Below are 19424 nucleotides of genomic sequence, written 5' to 3'. Positions count from 1 at the left end.
ATCACAATACTTTTTACTGAAAAAGAGGGAGAGAATCACACCAAGGAGTTCCCTCCCCCCTAACCAAATCTAATACTAACTAATAACTAATAATACTATAAATCCGTTCTTTACTGTATAAGCACAACTTTCACAGCTGTGTAATTGCATCCGCTGATGATCAATCCGTTATCCTGAAGTAGCGGCAGGGTTACATCGTCGATGGTCATCTCGTAATAGCCTATTTCGAAATCCTGGGTTGATAGACCTATCACGCCGAGTTCGTCGGTAAGTCCGCCCCAGTCGCTGCCATTCTTGAATGAGCCCTGTTGCCATCCTTCTACCTGATTCTTAATATACACACGTATAATATTACCTGTTTTTGCATTTTCGAAGGCTTCCTTGCCTATGATGATGGCAGCCGACCAGCCACCCATATCGGTCTCGGTATCATTCAGTACTGTTTCTACTGGGCCGGCAGTATTGGGCACCCATACTGGCACTACCAGTACCACCTTTACGGCAGTAAAATTAATACCACGAATAAGCAGACCAGTGCTTTGCATAGCTGCCAGCATATTTTCATCGAGTGTAAAGTCCTTATAGCCTGCAGCCATATCCTCGTCGCTGGCACGCTGGGCTGCAAGTTCGCTCCAATTACCATCGGACAGGATAACCCAGTTATCGTCGCTGGTCTTATCCTTAATATACACGCGGATAACGTTGCCAACCTGTGCATCGGCCAGGACGCTCTTATCAATCATGAAGTAGCTGCTCCAGTCGCCCTTCATCACTACATCGCCATCGTTATAGATGTCAATCTCCTGGTCTTCCCAGTGTCCGCCTTGAGCACCGCGCTCAATATCCATATTACCCAACACCATCAACTCACCATTATCGAAAACTGCGCTAATAGGCTGCTCATTGCCAATAGGTGTCTCACCAGGAAGCGTAATGGTGATGTTATCGTTTGATTTACGCTTAAAGTCGATGGCATTGATAGTAATCGCCTCATCACCCATACCAATGTTAACCTGCTTAACCAGCATTAAATCGTTACCTTCAATCTGTAGGTCATCGTATGTTTTTACCGACTCGGCCGGATTAAAATAACGCAGTGCGGGCTGTGCCTTACGGATAGTCTGTCGGCTCTGTGCCTGCTCTGTGCCTGTTGATACGGTAAGTGTGCCAGCCTCGGCATCAACACCTGTAGGGGCAACGGCTATGATACGCGAATCGTTGATAACCTGAACCGATTTGGCTACTTGACCACCAGGAAACTCTACCGTCGTTACATCCGAGAGGCCTGTACCAGTGATTGATACCTCGGTACCATCCATTACAATCGTAGGATAGAAAGCCGCTACCGAAAGTCTCTCTACAGTGCTATCGGCATCATCCGAACAGGAAACAACACCCATTGCCATGGCCAAAAGCATCATGTTAAATGTATTCTTTTTCATATCGATGTTTCAATTTTATGAGTTTTTATTTGTCCCAATCAGGGTTTTGAGTAAGATTAGGATTCTTACTAATCTCGACAAAGGGGATGGGGAAGAAGTAGAACTTATTGTTCCAACCTCGACTCAGAGCACCACGGTGTAACAGCAGCTGTCCATCCGCATCCTTAGTAATGCTAATGGTATTGACCAGCTTCTGCGTATCGCCTTTCTTCCAGCGACGGATATCCCAGAAACGCTGATCCTCGAAGGCCATCTCAACCATACGCTCACGCTCGTAGCGCTGCAGCCAATCAGCTGTCGAAGTTGTCCAGTGAGGCATTCCCACATCAGCACGATCAAGTATGGCATTCACCGCATCATTGGCGCTCAATGTAAACTCGCCCTTGGTGTTGGCATTACCATAATAGTGGTACATGGCCTCGGCATAGTTCAGATAGAACTCGCCCAGTCGCATCACAATCCAAGCATGCAAGGTGGTTGTGGCATTATTCGTTGAAATATTAACATTGGGGTCGCAATACTTCTTCAGATAATAGCCCGTATTGGTAGCATTGGTCAGCGGCGAGGCATTAAGACCGCCCTCGAAAGTCTCGATAGGGTTATCATTGTAGTTGGGCCAGATGTCGCCATTCTTACATACCGTCATGCCGAAACGCGGATCCAGATTCTCATAGGGATCGGTCTTACTCAAGTTGATGACCGACTCAGGATGGCGCTCACCGAAGGACTGATTGCTATCCAGATACTCGTAGGCATCGACCAGCGACTGTGTGGGGCACATGCCCGACTGTCCATTCTCTACACCAACAGGATAGTTGTAGGTTTCCCACGAGCTTGAAGCGCCACGCTTCACGGCAAAAATAATTTCCTGACCATCGCCATTGGCTGGTCCCCAGAGTTCGGAATAGAGCCCCAGTTTAATGCCCCACCCATTGGCCCTCACCAGCAAATCGTGGCTGGCACGGGCAGCATCAAGCCACCATTGCTTATTATCAGAGGTATTGAACAATGGCGAAGCCTTATACAACAGCGTACGTGCCTTGAGTGCCAGGCACATGGGCTTAGTGGCACGTCCGATATCGGTATTCAGCTCGTTGGCATAGGACACAGGCAGAAATTCGGCAATGGTATTCATCTCTTCCACAATCCAATCCATAATGGTGATGGCCGATGTGCGGCTCAGCTGATTGGCCTCGGCATTAGTGAGCGATTTGAGCGTAAAGGGCACATCGCCATAGGCACGCACCAGCTCGAAATAGAAATAAGCACGCAAAAAACGCGTTTCGTATTCGAACAGCTCAAACTTATTTTTCATGGCCTGGAAATCATTGTTGTTCTCGTAGGCCGACAGATCTATCTTATCCAGTTTTTCCAAGAAATTATTGGCTTCGGCAATCGCTTTGTAGGAGTTCTCCCAAAGATAAGAGAATGGGTTGATAGGACTCCAACCGCCATTGTACAGCTTACGGATATTATCGTGCGAGAGGGCACAGTCGGCCTCATCACAGGCAGCGGCAAAGGTAGCACCGCTACCGCCCTCGAAATTCTTACTCAAACCGTTGGGAACACGTGCATAGACACTAGAAACCAGATGCTCTATACCGTACTGCGGACTTTGATACACCCACTCTTCGTTGTTGGTGGTCACCTCGCTATAGTTTAAATCAACGCAACTGGTACACCACACAGCAGCACCAAGCATGGGTAAAATGATATGTTTATAACTCTTCATAATTGTACTGTTTTGAATTAGAATAATAATGATGCGCCTACGCTGACGGTCTTCATGATAGGATAACCGGTTGACATGGTTTCGGCATCGAGCTGTTTCATATTACTGAAGTCGAGCAGATTCTCACCCTTTACAAAAATCTTGCATTGCGAGAGTCGGATATGAGAAATAAGCGACTGAGGCAACAGATAGTACACCTCGCAGTTGCGCAACTTCAGGAAATTCACGTTCTTCCACCACACATTGTTGGCTCGGTAGTTGTTGTTATTAGCCTGTGAGGTGAGTCGGGGGTACTGTGGAGCATTACTATTATCCCAGCAGTTATCATAATAGTCTTGTGTCAGGTTTGCACCACCAATCATAGGTGTCCATACGCCAGTGGCACCCATATAGCGGGTGAACATGCCAGCTCCCTGCAGCAGGGCACTGAATCCGAAGTTGCCAGCCTTAAGTCCCATGTTGATGGCATAGTTGAGTTCGGGCACCGAAGTGCTGTAGCCCATCTTCACCACATCGTTCTCGTTGATAGTACCATCGCCATTCTGGTCCTTATACTTAAAGTCGCCAGGCTTGCAGTTGTCAAACTCCTGTTCGGGCGAATTGGCGATGTCGGCATCGTCGGCGAAGAAACCAAGCACCTCCAGGCCCCATGCCTGGTTTACTCTACCATCAACAGACGACAGATAATCGCTGGCTACATTCTCGATGGTACGACGGATGCGGTTGCGCCCCCATGTGAACTGTCCGCCCAGATTCAGACTAACATCCTTACCCAGTTTCTGCACCCAGTTGGCACCCACCTCAACACCATAGCTGGCCACGCGGCCCCAGTTGACATAACCCGATGGCACACCAACAATCGACGAAACAAGTCCATCGCCAGAGAGCAGGATGTTATCACGGTAGTTATAGTAACCATCGATGGTTAGATCGAGATGCTTGAACACTCGCAAGTCGGCACCCAGATTAAACTGATAGGCTGTTTCCAGCTTAAAATGGTCGGTGGGCTGATAGGAAATAAAGGTGCCCCACGTTTGATAGCCATTGCCGGCACCAAAGTAATAGTCGCCACCGCCACCATTATAGTTCTCGAGCCAGATGCCATTAATGGGCACATAGTCGAGATGGCGGATGGCACCCGAGAGGCGCAGTTTACCATAGTTCAGAATGCTACTTGCATCGTTGTTGGCAAAGATATAACCCAACGAGAGTGCAGGCGAGAACGACCACTTTTCGGGATAGGAACGGTTACTGCCATTGGCAGCCAATGTGAGATTGGCTATATACTTATTATTCAAGTCGTAGTGCAGACAGGCCATCCAGTTCATACGATTAAAGGTGAGGTACTGGCCGTTAGGTGTTTCGTTCTGCTGATTCCAAATGAGCGAGGCCGAGAAATGATCATTGCCTGTAAACTGCGTTTGATAATCGGCTGAAAGCGACAGATAGGATGAGCGGAGATGCTGATCCTGCCAGTAAGCAAAAGTGGTGTTATCCGTTTTATCACCAGCCGAATAGGTGGTTAAACCATTCACGCTTCCATCAGCATCAAAGGTGTATCGCTCGTAACCATACATAAAGCCCTTGGTGTTATGCTCATAAATCTGCGAATAGTTATTGTAACCAAAGCGGGCTGCAACCGAAAGTCCGCTAAGCAGTGCGCCCAGATCCTGACGCAACGTGATGTCGCCCTGAAACAGGCGCGAGTGCGACTTGCGGAAACCAGATGACTGGATTTGCGCGACAACATTGTTGGTGCTATAAGTGGTGTTACCACCCCACACGCCAGCCAGTTCGCCATCAGGGTTATTGGTAACAGGGAATGCCGACGAAGGCACTTTGTAGAACATGTCAAAAACATCGTTGGCCGAAACACCTGCAGGACGATTAGTCTCGACAAACGATCCCAGCAGATTAATCTGCATAGTGGTAGTCTTTGTCAGTTCGGCATCGATATTGGTACGAATATTAGCCTTCGAGAACTTCAGCTGCGAATTGTAATCGTCTTGCTTGGTATCCTTCAGCAATCCGCGACAGTCGGTATAATCCATGAACGAGAAAAACTTCAGGCGCTTGCTACCACCATTTAAAGCCAGGTTGATGCGGTTTTCGGCTCCCATGTCCTTGAGTGCCAGATGCTTCCAATCCACTTGTGGATAATAATAAGGTGCACTCTGATTGGCAAAAGCATCAATCTCTGTCTGATTATACATGGGCGAAAGGCCATCATTAAATCGGGCCTGATTCATGGCTTTAGCATAAGTGGGAGCATCCACAAAATCAGCCGTCTTGGGGGCGAACACAAATTTGTGGTTATAGCCCACCTGCACCGACAGTTTCTGTTCGGCTCCGCGCTTGGTTTTAATCAAGATGGCACCATTCAGTCCCTCATAGCCATAAATGGCTGTTGCAGCGCCATCACGCAGCACCGTCACCGATTCGACCTCATCCACGGTCAGATAGTCGATAGAGCGCTTGATGCCATCCACCAGTATCAGTATATTATTCTCGCTTGTGGTTTGAGTGCCACGGATATTGAATGTGGCCCCAGCACCGTCATCGCCAATAAACTGTCCGTTGTTAAGTACAGTCAGTCCCAGCAGCCTGCCATACAAAGCTTCTTTCAACGTGGTAGCAGCCGTGTGCTGCAACTCCTCCCCCGAGATAGTATGCGAGGCATTGGTAGAGAGCTTGTTGTTATCATTCAACAGGCTTTGTGCTGCAACAGGTAATGCCATCGGCATGAGGCATGTTGCGAACACCATTGATTTGAGCAATATCTTACTATTCATATTTACATCTTTGTTAATTTAATTCCAACCAGGATTCTGAGTCAATCCGTAATTCTTATTAATCTCATCGGGTGGCAGTGGTGCCAGGAACCATTTGTTCGACCACGCTTCGGGATGACTCCAAACAAAACGTGCATTACCGGTTTTTTCGCTGATAGCGTAAGGCACATACTCGAACTTTGTAGGGAATGGTTCGGTGTCGGGATTCCACTTGCGTTCCACACGATTTCCAGCATCATCAATTCTGTAAATCTTCATGCCACGCAGCGGTTTCACAAAGTCGGCAGCCATCATGCGTCGGTTCATATCATGGAATCGGCTTTCGAACTCGAATCCCAACTCGCAGGCACGCTCACGCATAATCTCCTTAATCAGATTGTCCTTATTCGAACTGAGCGAAAGTTCAGGATTGGCTGCTGCGATATCGGGAAGTCCCACACGGGCTCTCACAATATTCAGCTGCTGAATGGCATCTGCCAGTCGGCCGGTCTCAGCCAAAGCCTCGGCATAAATCAGATAGAGTTCGGCCAATCGCATATAGGCAAACTGCACCGGCTCATCGTCGATAATGCCCTGTCCTCCCTGGTCGTCGGAGCCCAGATCGAGCACGTACTTATAAGTGGCAAATCCATGAGGGCGACAGTTCCAACCTGTTGAACCGGTAACGATAAACTCGCCTCCCTCCCACAACTGCACGGGGTTTGCCGGACCATACATCTGATATTTATAATCTTTTTTCTGAACCAGCATCGACTCGTAGAGACGAGGATCGCGATGCTCGAAGATATCCACTTTGGCAGGTTTCTGATTGTAATATTTCTGCCCGTCGAAATTCTTACCATTGGCCCATGGGAACATCTCCATCCAGTCGAGCGTAGCAGCAATGGCGCCGGAGTGCCAAACGTTAGCAGGGCACTGGTCCCATTCTTTCATATACACACGATCGTGGATCGACAACAGAGCCTCGCGATTATCGCGACTGCGATAAGCCTTGCGGAAAGCCAAGCGATAGGCCTCTTCGGTGTTGTCAGTAGCCGTTATCAGCTGGTAATAGTCGCCATTGGCAGCGTTCATTCTGAAGAACTCTTCGCAAGCATCCACTACAGCCTGCCAGCGCTTCACGTCGTAATTGCCATACCACACCTGGCGCGCCTCGACAGCGTCCTGAGGATCGGCAGTGCAATAAGGCTTATCGCTATTAAAGATAGGACTGGCCACATAGTTGAGCAACTTAGCCTTCAGACCCAGAGCCGATGCTTTGGTAACACGTCCTTCCCAAGTAGCAATCTCGGTATCAGTAAGGTTCCAAGGCAGGTTGGGCTCGGCCACAGCCTCATCAATGAGGTTTACGGCAAAGGCCACAGTCTCTTCCAATGTAGCACGTCCGCTCTCCATCTGGTCCTCGCCTTTAAAGGCATGGTCCACGATTGGCAGGGCACCAAAATGGCGGATGCCATCCAGATACTTCGAAGCCAGTATCACCTTGGCCTCTGCCTTGAAACGGGCCTTCTCGTCGTTGGTCATATCGGGCACTTGGTCCACATTATCTATCAGCAGTTCGCAATCGCGCACGCAGTTCCAGATAGAACGCTTTGACTGGTTGCTCATGTTCTGGATACCGCCCTGCGAGATGAAGGCAAAACGACTCTGCACCCAACCTGGGTTAGCATTGGCAGCACTCAGATGACCTGTATAGAATTCGCGGCCTACATCGTCCCAGCCTAACTCGGAGTGCATGATATCCGATAGCGACTCCATCACACCGGCATTCAAACTATAGCAATTTTTAAAGGGGCAGTACAATCCCTCGTAGCACTGCCACAAAAGATATTCGGTATAGACCTTCTTCGAGAAAATCAGGTCCTGATTCACATCCTCGCCCTTGGCTTTATCAAGGAATGCATCGCCCACCTTCACATCGTCGACACACGATGTGCAAATCAGAGGCATAGCTGTGAGCAAGGCTGTAATGATATTTATATATATTTTTTTCATTGATTCAGAAATTTAGTTTTACACCTAAGTTATATACTCGCAGTATGGGGTACTTGATATACTGCAGATAGCCTCCACCCATGTTCTCAGGGTCATTGGCTTTGAAGGGCGAGAAAGTGAGCAGGTTGGTACCATTCAGATAGAACCTGGCACTGCTAAGACTCTTGAACCAACGCGGCTGGCGGATGGTATAGCCTATCTCCACATTCTTTAATCGCAGATACTTTGAATCGTAGTCCCATAAGTTTGAGAAACATTGGTTCTGCTTCTCGTTTACAAAGGTAACACGTGGCAGCTTGGCGTTTGTATTCTCGGCTGTCCAGGTGTTATCGGCCACCCACTGTAGCAACGAAGAGTGATACTGCTGACCAAAGGGCTGACGGTAAACACCATCCAGGTTACGCGTAACATTGGTAGCACCCACCCATAGCATGGTGAAATCAAAGTTTTTGAACTCAAGATTGGTGTTCAGAGAGAAAGTATAATCAGGACGATCGGTCGTGCCCAGGAACATCTGATCGTACTCTTCGGATATCGTGCCATCGCCATCGATATCCACATACACGGCATCGCCATCCTTCAGGTCGTTAACCAACTGTGTGGGCAGAGGCTGACCGTAGGTCTGCATGTATTGCTCCTCGGTGATGCCTTTTTGATAGAAATCGAAGAACAGATAGCCTTTGCGTTCGCCGATACTATGCCCGGTATAGTAGGTCCAGTCGGGCGACACCTCGGTATCCTCGGTCAGTCCCAATTGTTTACCCATATAACTGTCGGCCTTCACCAGCTTGTTGGCACGCTTAATCTCGGCCTGCTCAATAATCTTGTTCTTCGAATAAGCCATCGATGCCGAAATCTCCAGTCGAAGGTCGTCGCTCAGTTTGTCGGCATATTTCACCGTTATTTCATAACCATGATTCTTCACTCTACCATAGTTGATATACGATGGTCGCAGAGCGGAGGGTGCCTGAATCATCGTCTCATTATTGATGAGAATATCCTTACGATCCTCGTAGAAGTAATCAAAACCTATGCTGATGCGATTATTCCAGAGTTTCATATCAAATGCATAGTTCTGCTTGATGGCCGTTTCCCAGGTCACATCGGGTGATGCCGACGAATACTCGCGAGCCACATTCAGGAATCGGGTATTGGTGGTACCGAAATTGTAGCCACCAAAATCGCCAGGATTGTTGTAATATCCCTCGGTAATCTTCCAAGCGGCAGGCAGATACAGGAATCGGTAGCCCTGACAGTTATCGTTACCTACTGTACCAACAGATGCACGCAACTTCAAGTATGATACGACAGGAAGAATGGGTTTCCAGAATTTTTCTTCCGACACGGTCCAACCTACCGAAGCTGAAGGGAACACGCCATAACGATTGCCTTTTGCAAAGTTTTCAGAGCCATTATATCCCATGTTCAAATCAAGCATATAACGGTGATTATAGTCGTAAGTGGCACGAGCCACCACTCCTACATAGCCTTTAGGTATCGAGATATACATACTGCTCTGACTATCCCAAGGATAGTACGACTTCGACTGGTTGTAAAGCAACAAGGCCGATACATTATGGAGTCCGAAACTGCGACTGTAATTAAAACTGGTTTCGAAATACCAGTTACGGTCGGGCCAGCTTGATTCGTCGTAACCCAGATTCCAATAGTCGCCCTTGCGCTGCAGCACAATGCTACCATCCTCTTTCACAATAGGCATGAAACTGGCAGGCTGACCAGCTGTGCGGTTCTTACGATGATAGTAGGTAGAGTTATACGATCCCTTGATACGGAAATCAAGGCCACGCGTAAGGAATCCCATATCCAGTTTGTAAATCACATCGGCATTCAGCACATTGGTGGTTTGCTGCTGGTAGCCCTGACCATAGAATGTGCTCAAGCCATCGTTTCCGCTCACAGCATCCTCTTCGGAGATATAGAGCGGATTCGTTTTAATCCACTTTCCATCCACAATACCTGCGCCCGAGAAAGGCTGGCAGTCCATCAGGGTATTAAACAGGTTCGACTCACCATTACCGATAGAACGCTTGTTCTCTACACGACCGCCGATATTGACCGACAACTGATGCCATTTTCCGAGATTCAAATCAAGGTTGGCACGATAATTATAACGCTGATAAGAGAAATTCGACTTGGGGTCTTCGCCAAGTGTCTTAAACAATCCATCCTGATCGAGCATACCCAACGACACGAAGTAACGCGCCGTTTTATTGCCGCCCGACACACTCACATTATGCTGACTCTGCAAAGCCACATCGTTCATGGCATAATCAATCCAGTTGATGTTAGGATAAAGTAAAGGCTGATCCTGATTCTTGAAATGATTGATTACTTCGTCGCTGAAACGGGGGTTGCCACCATCGGTTATACGCCCGCGGTTAAAGGTTGTGGCGTAGGTGTAAGAGTCGGCAAACTTAATAAACTTGGTAACAGTCTGTAAGCCCCACGACGTAGAAGCCGAAATATGCGTTTTGCCTTCTTCGCCTCGTTTGGTAGTTACCAGAATCACGCCATTAGCGCCTCGCACACCATAAACGGCAGTAGCCGATGCATCCTTCAGAACGGTGATATCGGCCACCTCGTTAGGGTCGATCTGTGTAAAACTACGCTCCACCCCATCAACCAGTATCAGTGGATTCGAGCCGTTAAGCGAAGCTTGTCCACGAATAAAGATATTGGGATCGTCGGCACCAGGAGCACCCGAATATTGTACGGTTGACAAACCTGGCAACTTACCGGCAATGGCATTACCCAGCGAAGGCGTTGGCGATTTTAGCAAATCGTCGCCAGTAACGTTCACAATCGAACCGGTCACCGTCACTTTCTTCTGCTGGCCGTAACCAATAACCACAAGCTCTTCGACCACCTTCGAATCGGGTTCGAGCATAATTTTGGGGTTCGTGCCACCTGCCACACGTACCTCTTTACTAAGATAGCCCACAAACGAAACCACCAATGTCTTCTGTCCCGACAAATCGAGAACGAAGTTACCATCCATGTCGGTGATTGTTCCGTTGGAAGTACCTTTTACCAACACTGAGGCACCAATAAGTGCCTCGCCCGTCGATGCATCAGTAACAGTTCCCTTCACCTTATTAGTCTGTGCAAAGGAAACCATGGGCAGAATTGCGAACAATCCTGTAATGCACCACAAATAGAAACCGTTTTTAATTTTCATTAAGTTGTTATTAAATATTAGGATATTAGTAATTCGCTGGCAAAAGTAGTCATTCTGCGGGTTTTCGACAGACTCGTTTGGTTCGAACAACATCCCTTTTGTGCCGAGGAAACATTTGGGAAGTAAAATAACACAAACAGGAAGTTGCCTGTTCTTTTTTCGTTTCTCAACCGCAATTATTTGCCTAAACTTATCTCTCGAATCAGAAAAAAAAGTATCTTTGCAACAAATAAATAAAACAATCGAAATGAAGAAACTGATTCTTTTACTACTCATTGGTTTAATACAGCTACATGCATTTGGCATCAACCAACTGATGTTTCATAAGATAGATGTAAGATCGGGGCTCTCCGACAATTACGTCAAAAGCATCATCCGGGATAAATACGGATTTATGTGGATGGCCACCAGCAATGGCATCGACAGATACGATGGCTACCAACTTAAAAAATATACCGTAACCCAACTGGGCAGCTATAATAACGACACCAATTATATCATAGAGGATGCCGAAGGCACCATTTGGGTAAGAACGATACAGAAACTATACACCTACGACAGGTGCTTAGACAAAATCGCCGATGATGCCACCCAAAAACTATCTGCACTTGGCATCAAAGAGCCTATCAAAGAGATTATGACCGATGATGCACAGAATTTGTGGACCATATCCACCAAATATCTGTATCGCTACGACTTCAAGAAACAAGAACTCACCACCATCCCACACCAGTTTGGCGATAACATTCTCAGCCTGACTGCCAGGGGAAACCAAGCCTATATCCTAACCAATGATGGCAGGTTTTATCAAGTCGATATCTTGCAGCATTGCCTGAATTACGTCAGTCAGATAAAACTATCCACCAACTTATGGCACCAAGTATATTTAGACTCCAGAGGCGCACTGTGGTTCTATACGGCCCATTCGGCTTCAGATGAACTACGCTGTTATATCAGCGCCACCAAAGAGTGGAAAGACATACCCTCGCTGCATCTGCTGAAAAATGTGATTCTTACCACACTCACCGACGACGAAAAAGGAAGGATATGGATAGGCACAGAAAATGAGGGCATCTATCTGCTAAATGCCCACAGTCAGGAATTACAACAGATAACACGCAACGAAGAATATCCGTTCACACTGCCAAGCAACCATATCAGTTGCTTTTATCGCGACGCCCAAAACCTGATGTGGATCGGAACCAGCAAACGCGGTGCGGCTTTTACCGACCTTTCGCCACATGTATTCGACTTAACCCCGCTAAAGAACAACGAGGATGTGAGTTGTGTGTCAGAAGACAAACAAGGTAATATCTGGGTGGGATTTGATGGCAACGGAATCGTATGCCTATCCCCCAACGGCACGAAGACCGTTTACAACAAGAAAAACGCCCTGCTGAATAATAATCTGGTTACCTGCTCATTAATCGACCATAATGGCCATCTATGGGTAGGCACCTATGGCGACGGCGTGTTTTGCTTCGACGGTCACCGATTCGCCAAAAAGCAATATCACAACCAGATTAATAAACGCGCTGTGTATATGCGATGCATGGCCGAAGACGAACAGAACAATCTCTGGTTTGGCACCATCAACAATGGTTTGATTTGTCTCAGACAAGACGGGAGCGACAGCTGGATAACGATGGACAACTCTGACTTGAGAACCACCAGCATAACTGCGCTACACTGTGACAGAAAGCGCAAACTGTACATTGGCACAAGCACAGGATTCTATATCTATCAAACCGACCTGCGAAAATTCTTAAAACCAACGCCTTGTATCCAGCAACTGACCAACGAATTTGTAACAACTCTTGACAAAGATAAACACGGTCTGGTGTGGATAGGTACACGCACCGGCATTCGCATCTACGACGAGAAAAATGACACTCTCTACTCACTCACCGAAAACGAAGGCTTATCCAACAACTACGTCAGAGCCATCATCGCTGATAACAAACAAAACATCTGGGCAAGCACCGACCACGGACTAACTTATATCCGGACATCGAAAAAGGCAAACGCACCCTACGAATTTGTTTGCACGCCTTTTTACGACGAAGACGGACTTGAAAACGCCACATTTAATAATGATGCCACATGCCTGACCACAGACGGATGCTGCGTGATAGGTTATACCGATGGTTTACTGCGCATCGGCAGCCAGCAGCAAATCACCAACTATCTGCAGGCTCACATCGTGTTCACCAATCTGGCTGTAAATAATAAGAATATCGTTCCTGGCGACGAGAGTGGTATCCTTCAGCGCAATCTGCAGTTGCAGGAGTCCATCTGCCTGAACTACAGCCAAAACAGTTTTTCCATCGACGTTTCGGCCATGAATTACGGCAAAAAACACAAACTGCATTACATGTACCGACTGAAAGAGGTTGGCGGACCGTGGACACTGCTACCGGGCAATCGCATCAGCTTCAATGCCATCACTCCAGGCTCATATACCCTCGAGGTTTGCGCTTCAGATATGGGTGGCTGGACCAGTGAGTCATCTGTAATAAAAATTCGCATCAAACCACCATTCTGGAGGTCATGGTATGCCTATCTGCTGTACCTTTTACTCATCATGGCGGGCATCTATTTCTATATTCAGTGGCTCAAGCGCAAACATCAGGCCACTCTGGCTTTGCAAAAGCTGGAGATGGAACTCGAACAACAGCAGCAGATGGAGGATAAGAAAATGCAATTCTTCACCAACATCAGTCACGACCTGAAAACACCCTTGTCGCTCATCATCACCCCACTTGAGAAATTACTCTCAGGCAATCTGGAGAAGAGTATCCGGGTTGAGCTCGATCTGGTTTGGCGAAACGCACGCATGCTGATGGACGAGGTTGTACAGCTGCTTGATATCCGCAAACTGGATGCTGGCAACGAAGAAATACACCCTGCACATGGCGACCTTATCATATTTGTACGCAAAATCTGCGAGCAATTCAGATTCTATGCCGAAAGCCGTGGCATTCAGATGAATTTTAAAATCAATGCCTCTCATCTTGAAATGGATTTCGATCAGGCCAAAATGCGACGCATCGTTATGAATCTGCTATCCAATGCCTTCAAATACAACACCACTAAGGGGCGTGTAGATATCCTCATCGAGCGCGATGGCCCCATGGCACGCATCGAAGTTGCCGACACCGGCATTGGCATCAAGGATAAAGACAAACCTCATATCTTCGACCGGTTCTTTCAAGGCGATAACCACACCGACTACGTTGGCAGCGGCGTAGGATTACATATCGTGAAGGAATATGTAACCATGCATCACGGCCAAATACAGGTAGCCGACAACCACCCCAAAGGTTCGGTTTTTATCGTAACCATCCCCATCCAAATATCTCTGTCGGCATCTGGAACTGCCAGTGCTATCAGCAACGACAGCAACACCAAAAAGGCCATAGAAGACACAGGCAACAAATCGGTTCTGGTAGTTGAAGACAACCACGATTTCTGCCAGTTCCTGGAACGATGCCTGACCGACCAGTACAACGTTTTCACAGCATCAAATGGCGTTGAAGCCCTACAGATACTGTCCGAAAACGACATTCATATTGTTATCAGCGATATCATGATGCCCGAAATGGATGGCTTGGAGCTTTGCCATCACATCAAAAACGACATCAACCTATCGCACATACCTGTCATTCTGCTCACTGCAAAATCAACCGAAGACAATATTATCACCGGGTTGAGAGATGGAGCCGACGACTATATCACCAAACCTTTCAATCTTAACATACTCAAGTTACGCATCGAGAAAATGATAAAATGGACCGACAATAATCATCGTGAATTTATCAAACGCGACATTGCGCCAAGTGAAATCACAGTCAGTTCGCTCGACGAGCAGTTGATCACAAAAGCCATTCAGGTGGTTGAGGATAACATGAGCAATTCAGATTTCTCGGTTGAGGATTTCAGCGCTGCTGTAGGCATGACGCGCAGCCATCTATACAAGAAACTGATGGCCATAACCGGAAAGTCGCCGTTGGAATTCATTCGCATCATCCGAATCAAGCGAGGTCGTTCACTATTGGAACAAGGACGTACCAATATCTCTGAAGTTGCATACACTATAGGTTTTTCTCCCAAGCAGTTCAGCAAATACTTCAAAGAAGAATATGGCTGTCTGCCATCAGAATTTCTGCTTCAATCCAACTAATCGCATTTCAATTCAGTCCAATTAGCTTCTCCCAATTGGGGGGAGCTAATTTTTTTGTTTTTTCTGATACGGCGATAAACACAAGCATCACACATCGATTCTACATCCCAACCAACTGGCTGGCGCAAAAATAATATTGGCAGTTGGATAGTTGGACTCTACTTTTGCAACCGCAATCCAATCAACAACGATTGCGCGATCTTTGACATGCTGAAACAGGCCACATTAATAACAACTAAAATGTATTTATTATGAAACAGAATCATTCATTAAAAACGCCGATGGATGCGCAACGCATCACATCGCGCGAAATCGCAAACATTACAGGTAAACTTCACAAGGTGGTGCTGAAAGCCATCCGCGAAATGGAGCCTGCCTGGGAAAAGGAATGTGGGCACAAATTTGTGCTGACATCCGAGGTGATCAACATGCCGCAAGGCGGCATACGACTCATCCCGGTATTTTCGCTCACCAAGACCGAGAGCCTGTTTGTGGCCACCAAGTTTAACGACGAGGCGCGCGCCCGTCTGGTGCTGCGCTGGCAACAGCTGGAGTTTCAGCAGGCCATCGACGAGCACCCGGCGCACGAACCGCAGCCGCCACTGCTGCTCGAAACCGAGCACGACATCATGCAGCGCTGCGACGAAATCCGCCACGAGCAGATAGCCACCCAGAACGCTCCAGCCGACGGCTGTCTGACCACCACCGAGCTGGCCGAACTGGCCGAGATGACATTCACGCAGATGGCACGCTTACTGGTGAAAAAGGGACTGCTGGTGTTCCGCGGACGCCACTACCATCTGGCCGAGGCCTACGAAGGCACCGGACTGGCCCGCGAGCGCATACATCAGTATTACACGCTGCGCGGCGACATGCGAAAGTGTACCTATCCCGTCTGGACCCGACTGGGTTGCCAGAAGATCTTTGAACTACTTGCATTATGACACTGGAGTATTTAGAAATCACTGAAGACATGAAGAAGTGGAAGAAACAACGTAAACGACAGGTGGCCACCGTGCCACCTGCCCCACCCGACGGCAAACCGCTGCTTAACCAGCAGCGCCTGAAGGTGCTATACGAACAGAACTCACGCCTCGTAACCGTCTATCAACGGTTCGAGGTAAACTCTCTCAAGGAATTACGACAGGAATTATATCGACAAACAAGTGAAATAGACAAATGTTTTGTTATCAACAACAACTTACTGACTCGCGAACGCGACTGATTACACCCGAGCTGTTCTGGGCCTACTGCCGCGCGCCACGTACAGCCAGACTGGTGAACGAAGCCCGCCAGGCACGCCTGAATGGCGACGAGAAGACCTACAACCTGAAGAAGAAGCAGTTGGCGCTGATGATCTTCGTGGGCACCTTCGAGGAGTGGGAGCGCGAAATAGAGAACAAGCGCACAGGCAAGAAGCGAAAGGAAACGGCCATGTGGCGCAGTCAGAGTCACGTACACCTGAACGGACTGGTAGTGGCCGACTACGACCATCTGGAGGGAGACGTGCGTCAGATCTGGACTGAGGCCTACCAGCGCCTCTCGCCCGAAGACCAAGCCCGCATCGTGCTGGTTTACATCACCCCATCAGGCCAAGGCCTGAAGCCGGTGTTCACCGCCGATCCTGCCATCGGCAACCTCATCGACAACCAGATCGACTTTTCGCTCAAGCTGGGCCTATCCCTCGATGAGTCGTGCAAGGACGGCAGCCGAGGCGCCTTCATGACCACTGCCGACGACATTATTTACATTAACGAAGAAAAACTGTTTACCTATGAAGATGAAACATTTTCTGCGCGATTTGACCCTCTATATCGAAACGGTCAGTCGCAGGCTACGAAAGAGAATAATATAGGCACGAATGACAAGGCTGTTTCTGCTGATGAAAAAGTCCTAAAGTCATGTAGTCCGTTGCAAGAAACCTATAACGGCACGCCGGTATCGGAGATCATCGACAAGTATCTGGAGGGCGTGAACCTATCCAACAACCGTCACAACACACTGGTTGATCTGGCCAGCAAGCTGCGCTATATCGTGGGCCGGAACGCCAAGAAAATCACCGAAGTAGTGCTGACACTGCCCTGGGTGCAGGAACTGGCACGCGATGGCGAGGATGTGGAAGGCACGGTACGATCGGTGATGGACTTCAAGTTCTACGAGCACATGCCGGTGGAACTGAAAAAAGCCATTGCCCCAGCCGGACAACAGGCCGACATCTACTCCCAGTTGCCACTGGATAAATGGGCTGCCGAACTGCTCGAGATGTCCCAGTACTACCCCTGCCTGAAAGAACTGTTTGTTAACCTACATCCACATAAACTGCCCGCCGTACTCTTCTCGTCGGGCGCTCTCTTCGGCACGCTGATGACCCGTGCATGGTACCACTTCTGGTTCGACCCCAAGATCATGCGCCGACTCAACTACTGCATCTTCATCATCGGCGATCCCGGTGCAGGCAAGCACATGATCGAGGAGTTCTACAAGCAGATAGCCGACCCTATCATACAGGCCGACCAGTTTATGACCGACGCCCTGAACCGCTATAAGGAAAGCCGCACCGAGCGCACCACCAGCACCAAGGCCCAGAAAGCCGAGGCACTGAAGAAGCCCGAGGTAGGCATACGCATCCACCCAGCCCGCACCGCCACTGGCGAGTTCATCCGCCACATGCTGGCAGCCAGGGAGATCATTCAGGGAGTGCCGCTACAGCTGCATATGTTCTCGTTCGACTCCGAGCTCGACAACGTGAACAAGAACAACAAAGGCGGCGACTGGAAGGACCGTGAGATTATGGAGCTCAAGGCCTTTCACAACGAGGAAGACGGACAGATGTATGCCAACCAGGAGAGCATCAGCGGCATGTTCAACGTGTACTGGAACTTCATCTACACCGGCACCCCTTATGCCCTGCATCGCAAGGTGAACCAGCGCAACTTCGGTACCGGTATGAGCAGTCGCCTGGCTGTCATCCCCCTGCCCGACCGCGGCAAAGCCAAGCGTCATCAGGAGGTGATTGAGGGTGCCGACGACACGCTGAAGATGTGGGCCTACCGACTGGACAAGGTAGCAGGCGAGCTACCCATCGAACCGCTGAACGACGAGACCTACGAGTGGCAGACGGAGCACATGGACATTGCCGAGTTCAACAACGACAAGGCCGACCGCATGCTGCTGAAACGCATCCCCTACTACGGCATAGGCATCAGCCTGCCCTTTATCCTGATGCGCCATTGGCAGGAGTGGGACCAGAACCGCACGCTATCGATGGACGACACCGATCGCCGATTCTGCCGTCTGGTGATGGAGATACAATATCGCAGCCAGCAGTTCTTCTTCGGCGAGATGGCATTCCACTACTTTGCCGACCAGGACAAGGAGTTTGTGGTTCGCCGCCGCTCCACCCGCTACGACGAGTGCTATCGCCAGTTGCCCGAGCAGTTCAAGGCCAAACACGTCATCGAGGTATTCGGCTGTTCGCAACCCACCGCCTCGCGTAACATCAGTCGTCTAAAGGCCGACGGCATCATCGAAGACATCGGCAACCACACCTACCGCAAGCTCCTCCCAGAGCTCCCCTAATGTTCTGCTCGCTTTTCAAAAAAAGTTCAATGTTCAATATTCAATGTTCAATGATTATGTCTCGAGGAATCAGAAATTGTAATCCACTTAACATCCGTCGCTCAGCCGACCAGTGGAAGGGTCTCAGCGCCCAGCAGACCGACGCAGCGTTCTGCCAGTTCAAACAGATGGAGTATGGATGGCGTGCAGCCCTGGTGCTACTCACGCGTACCTACTACCGCAAGTACCGCCTCTACACTATCCGTAAGATAGTAGAGAAATGGGCACCACCTACCGAGAACAACACCCAGGCTTATATCAAGAATGTAGCCGCCACCACCGGCATAGGTCCCGACGACGATCTGGGCGATCCGCAGCGGCACCCAGCCAACTGGCTACTCCTGGCCGCCGCCATGGCCATCCAGGAAAACGGTCCCAACTGTCGCGACCCCATCTCCCTCCTCCGCGCCTGGCGCCTCCTCTAACCCAAGCAGGCTGGTATCCCCAATCCGGATATCAGCCT

Annotated in this window: 10 protein-coding genes; 5 read left to right on the top strand and 5 right to left on the bottom strand. The window is 48.9% G+C overall.

Annotation, left to right across the window (positions count from 1 at the left end):
* Window positions 1–110: 110 nt before the first annotated feature.
* Genes T491_RS0109445 through T491_RS0109425 form a run of 5 tightly spaced genes read right to left on the bottom strand, consistent with a single transcriptional unit; the run spans window position 111 to window position 11160 of the window.
* Window positions 111–1442 carry an IPT/TIG domain-containing protein gene (locus T491_RS0109445; protein ID WP_028903672.1) on the bottom strand — a complete coding sequence of 444 codons (1332 nt, stop codon included), beginning with the start codon at window positions 1440–1442 and terminating at the stop codon, window positions 111–113.
* Window positions 1443–1467: 25 nt separating this feature from the next.
* Entirely contained in the window at window positions 1468–3174 is a 1707-nt protein-coding gene (locus T491_RS0109440) for a RagB/SusD family nutrient uptake outer membrane protein (RefSeq protein ID WP_028903671.1), read from the bottom strand.
* Between the two features lie 17 nt (window positions 3175–3191).
* Window positions 3192–5966 carry a SusC/RagA family TonB-linked outer membrane protein gene (locus T491_RS16185; protein WP_081773324.1) on the bottom strand — a complete coding sequence of 925 codons (2775 nt, stop codon included), beginning with the start codon at window positions 5964–5966 and terminating at the stop codon, window positions 3192–3194.
* Between the two features lie 18 nt (window positions 5967–5984).
* On the bottom strand, window positions 5985–7961 hold the full coding sequence (locus tag T491_RS0109430) for a RagB/SusD family nutrient uptake outer membrane protein (protein WP_028903670.1): 1977 nt from the start codon (window positions 7959–7961) through the stop codon (window positions 5985–5987).
* A 4-nt stretch (window positions 7962–7965) separates the two neighbouring features.
* The gene (locus tag T491_RS0109425) at window positions 7966–11160 is read right to left on the bottom strand and encodes a TonB-dependent receptor (protein WP_081773323.1); all 3195 of its coding nucleotides are present in this window, start codon (window positions 11158–11160) and stop codon (window positions 7966–7968) included.
* Between the two features lie 247 nt (window positions 11161–11407).
* Here T491_RS0109425 and T491_RS0109420 point away from each other — a divergent pair, with 247 nt between their 5' ends.
* The 5 genes from T491_RS0109420 (at window position 11408) to T491_RS0109400 (ending at window position 19386) form a co-directional block, all read left to right on the top strand.
* The gene (locus tag T491_RS0109420) at window positions 11408–15343 is read left to right on the top strand and encodes a hybrid sensor histidine kinase/response regulator transcription factor (protein ID WP_028903668.1); all 3936 of its coding nucleotides are present in this window, start codon (window positions 11408–11410) and stop codon (window positions 15341–15343) included.
* A gap of 251 nt (window positions 15344–15594) precedes the next feature.
* Entirely contained in the window at window positions 15595–16287 is a 693-nt protein-coding gene (locus T491_RS16180; RefSeq protein ID WP_081773322.1) for a Rha family transcriptional regulator, read from the top strand.
* Window positions 16284–16568, top strand: coding sequence for a hypothetical protein (locus tag T491_RS0109410; RefSeq protein ID WP_028903667.1), 285 nt, complete (start codon window positions 16284–16286; stop codon window positions 16566–16568). Before T491_RS16180 ends, T491_RS0109410 begins: the two co-directional genes overlap by 4 nt.
* Complete coding sequence (locus T491_RS0109405; RefSeq protein WP_231480227.1) at window positions 16523–18922, top strand: BT4734/BF3469 family protein; 2400 nt, start codon at window positions 16523–16525, stop codon at window positions 18920–18922. The genes T491_RS0109410 and T491_RS0109405 overlap by 46 nt, the downstream gene beginning before the upstream one ends.
* Window positions 18923–18978: 56 nt before the next feature.
* The gene (locus tag T491_RS0109400; protein WP_028903665.1) at window positions 18979–19386 is read left to right on the top strand and encodes a hypothetical protein; all 408 of its coding nucleotides are present in this window, start codon (window positions 18979–18981) and stop codon (window positions 19384–19386) included.
* Window positions 19387–19424: the final 38 nt, after the last annotated feature.

Origin of the sequence: Prevotella sp. P6B4, from assembly GCF_000619985.1 — a bacterium.
Taxonomy (GTDB): Bacteria; Bacteroidota; Bacteroidia; order Bacteroidales; family Bacteroidaceae; genus Prevotella.
The sequence above is the reverse complement of the archived record's forward strand: the minus strand, read 5'-3'. Positions and strand labels throughout refer to the sequence as shown.